7 protein-coding genes are annotated in these 5479 nt (G+C 64.0%); 4 read left to right on the forward strand and 3 right to left on the reverse strand.

Annotated features, from left to right (window positions below):
• Window positions 1–108: 108 nt before the first annotated feature.
• Window positions 109–915 (reverse strand): hypothetical protein, encoded by an 807-nt coding sequence (locus AB0H36_RS47815; RefSeq protein WP_360538992.1) that lies wholly within the window; start codon window positions 913–915, stop codon window positions 109–111.
• 147 nt (window positions 916–1062) lie between these two features.
• Here AB0H36_RS47815 and AB0H36_RS47820 point away from each other — a divergent pair, with 147 nt between their 5' ends.
• The gene (locus AB0H36_RS47820; protein WP_360538995.1) at window positions 1063–1512 is read left to right on the forward strand and encodes an AAA family ATPase; all 450 of its coding nucleotides are present in this window, start codon (window positions 1063–1065) and stop codon (window positions 1510–1512) included.
• 66 nt (window positions 1513–1578) lie between these two features.
• On the opposite strand, the gene AB0H36_RS47825 is transcribed toward AB0H36_RS47820, so the two are convergent.
• Entirely contained in the window at window positions 1579–1716 is a 138-nt protein-coding gene (locus AB0H36_RS47825; RefSeq protein WP_360538998.1) for a hypothetical protein, read from the reverse strand.
• A 242-nt stretch (window positions 1717–1958) separates the two neighbouring features.
• On the opposite strand from AB0H36_RS47825, the gene AB0H36_RS47830 reads away from it, so the two are divergent.
• On the forward strand, window positions 1959–2582 hold the full coding sequence (locus AB0H36_RS47830) for a hypothetical protein (protein WP_360539001.1): 624 nt from the start codon (window positions 1959–1961) through the stop codon (window positions 2580–2582).
• A gap of 457 nt (window positions 2583–3039) precedes the next feature.
• Window positions 3040–4209, forward strand: a complete 1170-nt coding sequence (locus AB0H36_RS47835; protein ID WP_360539004.1) for a hypothetical protein — start codon at window positions 3040–3042, stop codon at window positions 4207–4209.
• A 32-nt stretch (window positions 4210–4241) separates the two neighbouring features.
• On the opposite strand, the gene AB0H36_RS47840 is transcribed toward AB0H36_RS47835, so the two are convergent.
• Window positions 4242–4430 (reverse strand): hypothetical protein, encoded by a 189-nt coding sequence (locus AB0H36_RS47840; protein ID WP_360539007.1) that lies wholly within the window; start codon window positions 4428–4430, stop codon window positions 4242–4244.
• Between the two features lie 385 nt (window positions 4431–4815).
• On the opposite strand from AB0H36_RS47840, the gene AB0H36_RS47845 reads away from it, so the two are divergent.
• On the forward strand, window positions 4816–5205 hold the full coding sequence (locus AB0H36_RS47845) for a hypothetical protein (RefSeq protein WP_360539010.1): 390 nt from the start codon (window positions 4816–4818) through the stop codon (window positions 5203–5205).
• Window positions 5206–5479 lie beyond the last annotated feature (274 nt).

The following is a 5479-nucleotide window of genomic DNA, read 5'->3' on the forward strand; positions in this document are numbered from 1 at the left end:
GTCATCCCGCTCCACACCCTGCACCAAGAGATAGTCCCAGCCCAGCGATCACACCCGCGGCAGAACGCGCCGATAATTCAGCGCCCTCCTAGCGGATCCTTGTCAGTGTCAGTCGTCCGGTCCAAGGACGTCTGCTGCTGGGTGCATTGATTGCAGCGGCGAGACGTCGCCGTCGGCAACCTTGGTGCCACGTATGCGGAAGTCTCTCAGGCGACGGCCGACTGGACTGGTCAGGGGAGCGAGCGTAGCGATCGCGCCGCCGAAGGTGATGCGGATCCGTGTGAGTTCGGGGAGGTCGGCCAGGTCGGCCAGGTCCAAAGTGACCTCGTCCGTGATGCGTCGATCGCCGATGATCCACAGGTGCTGAAGCCTCCGTGCCGCAGCCAGCGGTGCCAGGCCTGTCGCCCGCAGGGCGAGCAGTTCGACGTACTCCAGCCGTGGACAGTGCTGCAGACCCTCGAGTGACACAAGCTGGCGGGTTGCCTCCACCTTTAGTCGTCGAAGGCCAGGTTGATCGCCGAGGAACGTGAAGTCCGTCCCCCGCCAGCCCCACACGTGGAACTCGTCCAAGCCAACGGCGGCCACCTGTTCCAGGCCCGGTCGGCTGTCGAGGCCGATCTTCGAAACCGTCGAGCCGGACAGGTCTGGCAGCGCCTTCTTGCAGCGCGTCAGGAGGAAAACCTCGCGGATTCCAGGGATCAGCAAGGCCGCGGTGTCGTCGGCAACAGGTCCGATGACCTCGACATAGCGCAGCCCTGGAAGAGCGCGAAGGAATTCGAGATCGGGCAACCTAGCGTTCCGCGCGACGCGGAGGTTGACGCCGTCCTGTCCGCCAGCCACGTACGCGATGTGGACGGCCGACGTATCCATGACGCCGTCTATATCAACGCTGAGCACGTTGTAGTCGAACCTCACCCGTCACCCACCTGCCTCCACTGCCCAGTCGAACGTCGAGCGCAACGCGCGATGCTACGCGGAACGCAGTCCAGCGCACACCGCACGAGCCACGCTGTCATGTCGATGAGCGCGCATCTTGTGCGTGCTGCCGCTACCGTCGACGTCATGACTCGGGTGCTCGTGACGGGAATGTCAGGGGTAGGGAAGACGACCATCCTCGACGAGCTTGGTCGCCGAGGCCACCTCACGGTCGACACCGACTATGACGGCTGGGAGTTGCCTGACGGCACCTGGGACGAGCGCCGCATGGATCGATTGTTGGCCCAGCATGCAGACGTGATCGTCTCCGGCACCGTCGAGAACCAAGGACGTTTCTACGACCGGTTTGAGCATGTGGTCCTTCTGAGTGCGCCACTGGCCGTCCTCATCGAGCGCGTCTGCAGGCGAGCGAACAACCCCTATGGCAAGACCCCTGAGCAACGAGCCGAGATCGCGGGTTATGTGCAGACCGTGGAGCCGCTTCTTCGCCGCGGCGCGACCCTCCATCTGGACGGACAACGTCCCGTAGCCGAACTCGCCGACGCTATCGAGGCGCTGGTGACTGGAACTTCCTGATCTGCCGCTGACAACGCGAACCAACGTGCCGATGAGCGATCGGGGCTCGCATCGGCCAATGAGGCGTTACAGGGCCTCGACCTGGCGGACGAGGTCGTCGACGAGTCCCAGCGGTACGGATATGGCTAGATCCCAGGTCTCGTCGTCGTGGCCGATCATGATCGTCGCCGCTTTTCCCGTCTGAGCACCAGAAGACACCAGCACCCGCTGACGTTCCTACCTTCGCGACCCGGCGCGAGTTCCAATCCATGGCGCGGATATTCCGCAAGGTGAGGAACTCCGACGCTCGGGCTCTGACGTTGAGCTCCCACCCGTCGTCAGTGAACTTCGCGTTCACCAAGTCATGGCCCGACTCGTCAAGAGCGACGTCGACATCAACCTGCGGCACTTGTCCAGCCTGTTACGGATCGCACTCACATGTCGCGTGCAGGTGCGATGATCGCGAGATGCAGTTGGACGAGTGGATGCACCTCAAGGCGTTGCTGCGGGACCGTGGGGTCGCCGGCACCGACGACCTCGGGACCTTTGTGAACAACACCAGGTACTTCGCGCCCTCGGCTTTCGACGAGCGAGCAGCGATGCCGGTACTGCTCGAAGCCCTGCCTGACATCTCGGACAGGCGTCTGGTCGACGCTGTGGCCGGTCACCTGGCGCGTCCATGGGCGCGACCGGCAGCGTTTGGTGCTCTTCACGCGGCCTTCCTTCGATGGGCGCCCATCGACCACAGCACCGGATGGACGATCGGTGATGCTCTCGGGACCGTCGCAACCGTCGAGCAGCTCAACGACCTGCTCGACATCTGTGCCGAAAAGCGGTTCGGGATGGCCAGACAAATGATCGTGTACTCCCTGCGCCGCTACAAGGAGGCGCCGGGTGTCGCCGAGCTGCTGGGCGACCTCGTCGACGACCCAGACGTAGGCCTGCATGCGATGAGCGCCCTTCGCTCAGTGGTGGGGAATGTGGAGTCTGTTCCCGTGCTCGAGCGCGTCTCCGCACAGCACGCCGGAACACCCCTGGGACAGGCCGCCAACCGCCAGCTGCGCGAAGCCCGCAAGGCACTGGCTCGCTAGGCTCAGCCTCTCAGCCAGCAACGTCCTGACATGGCCGCGTTCCGAGCACGACGATCAGTTGCCCGTGCGACGATTCCACTCGTGATCGAATCATCCGAGGAGTTCGTCCGCCTGCGACGACCCAGACGAGTACGATCGCGCGCCACATGACGAAGCCACAGTTGGGACGTGGCGCGATCTGATTGAGCAACACCCGGACATGCGAGTTTGGGTGGCACACAACAAGAAGGTGCCGCTGATCATCCTCGAGGAGCTCAGGCACGATCCTGACGCGCGAGTGCGGTCCATGGTCCGATGCAAGGGCACCTGGCAAAGAGCTCACCCAGACAACTACAAGCGCCTCGGCGACCCCGAGTGAGTGATGGGCGCGGCTGCTGCGTGCGTCCGGATCTGCCGCGGAGAGTGAAAGCTCGGAACTGCCGAAGGGGGGACGGGCGGGAACTCGTAGGATCCAGGCATGCCAAGTGCGAAGCCGGCTGTTCCTCCACGTCCGTTGGAGGTGGGCGATATCGTGATCGCGCCGAACGACCTGCTCGGCGAGTGGGCCGCGGCCCAGATCACCGATTTTGACCCATCCTGGGAGAAGGTCGGTGTGCTCGAACTCGATTGGTCCGGTCCCGAACCTGGCTCGGTCGACGTCCTTCAAGGCACGCGGCCTCTCACACTCACTCATCACGCATGGAGCGGCAGGTTGTCGCACCACAACTGCGATTGGGTGCTTCCGCGCGGCTATCGGGTCATCGGCAACCTGCCGCTGCTACATCACGGACGCTCTAACAGCTACACCAGCCTGTGGCACTTGGGTGACCAGCTGTTCTACCAGCGAGCCTGGGATCGCGGGGTGCGCGACTGGTCCGATCCAGCCGCGATCGAGCTAAGTGGACGCGAACTCGCCGACTCGCTGGCCGCTGGCGCCGGCAGGCGTAATGACATCCGCCGGCTGGACGCCACCGGCATCGAGAGTGTCGACGCCGATCGCCTGGTCGATGTCTACCCCAACCTGACAAGCCTGACGCTCGGCGGAAACCTCAGGCAACTGGTCAACGCCGCGAGCCTGAATCGTCTGGGCTCGCTGAGGGAACTGTTCATCAGCAACCTGTTCGGCATGAGCAGCGCAGACTGCCTCTTGCCCGAGAGGGTGCGGGCCCTGGAATTTCTCGGCCTCCACAGCATCCCGCGCGAGTATGCGGTGGCAATGCGCTCACGTTGGCGCTCCGAGATCGCTCACGGCACCAGCCTTGAGATCGCCGGCGCGCGCAAGCCCGAGTGGGTCCAAGAGAACCTGAACAACCCGCTGCGGGACTGGGACGGCCGCGAACACATCAGCAGCGCCCGCTTCAAGAAGGCCGTCGCCCAGTTCAAGCAGACCCGGCGCGCCATCCTCGCGCTGCTCAGCGAACCAGACGCTGCAACCAGGCTCACACACCTCACCCAGCTGGGCCGCGACTACGGCGCCGCCTTCAACCGCCTCGACGCCCGCTCACCATTCATCGAAACCGAGGAACGCGAAGAGCTGTACGCCGCCCTCGAAGCAGTCCTCGACGAATCCGAGCAGGCCACCGGCCGCGCACTCTCGGCCGAGCGAACCGCCCTGCTCGCCGGCGTGGACGACGAACGCGACTGGTGACGGCCGAGCGTCTCTCTATGCCGCATTGCGCGTTAGTCGACGCGCTCGAAACCTGTTACCGAGACGATGTAGACGCGATCGGGTTCACCCAGGTCGACCTCAAGAACCGATCCGTCGTCGCGACGCTCGATCGAGAACGCGTCCACTGAATCGGCGACCTCACCATGAGCGAGCGCCTCGATGATGTCTTCGACAATCGCAGAAGTACGGTCCTGGTCCATGGCGCAAGTGTAGGGACGAACGCACTCATCCGCCGCGAAGAGTAGGGCAGGGTCATGCCGAGTTGAGGATGTCTCGGCCCCTGCGAACCACAGGGGTATGGCCTCGTTCGCCGGGCCGCGCTGACGGTGGCCGCGAGTGTTCAAACGACACCGTAGTACTCCACCTCATCTGGGTCGCCTGAGTGCTCTGCACCTTGTAGAGATCCAACAGGCACTGTTGCAGGATCCGGGCCCTTCGACCGTCTCAACAGCGCCAGAGGCGTCCCTGCGGGATCGGCAAGCCGACTCTTGATACGCGCCGTGGTGACCTGGTTTGGCAGCTCTCACCGGGACGGGGCAACAATGGCCACGATCTGTCTCATGGCGACCAGGGAAAGGCGCACGGATGGAGTTCGACCCGAGGGAGCTCGCGGAGGCCGCTGATGATCTGCAGTATGCGTCGAACAAACTGCATGGTGACGAGATTGAGGCGGTCGGCGGTGGATTGACGCTCCGGGAATCTGGAGACGGCGAATGGCTCAACCGCGCCGAGATCGAAGAGCTGATCCGGTCGTCCCCGTCGATTGGCCTGCTCCTGGTCGATGACACCGTCGATTACCCGCCGAAGATCTACCGGGTTCCCGGTCACCCAGTAAATGCATGGAAGCGACGGCTGTCGAAGCTCTACATCTCCGACGACGGTTACGTCGATCCGGAGATCGGCTGGTGCCTCATGGCGTATCGGTGGTCGGCACCAGATGGCTCCAGTGTCTTGGTCTTCCGCGTCGAGTGCTAACGGATCTGCTAACGAGACACCGCACGCGGTGGACGGGCTTGCTTGGGCGGTCCGAAACCCGCTCAGAGCCACACGTCGTACACCGCCGCCAACATCTGTCGCGGCACTCGTAATGAAGGTCGGCAGTCGCACGGACATGCCGCGATCCGTGCCATAGCCGGTCAACCCACCCGTCCCCCGTCTGGGAGGATGACCGACGTGGCCGAGCGTTTCTGGTTCCCGAGCACGAGCGGGCCCAAGCTGGCTGGTCTGATCGACCATCCAGCAGCCCCGG

Origin of the sequence: Kribbella sp. NPDC050820 (genome assembly GCF_040653975.1) — a bacterium.
Taxonomy (GTDB): domain Bacteria; phylum Actinomycetota; class Actinomycetes; order Propionibacteriales; family Kribbellaceae; genus Kribbella.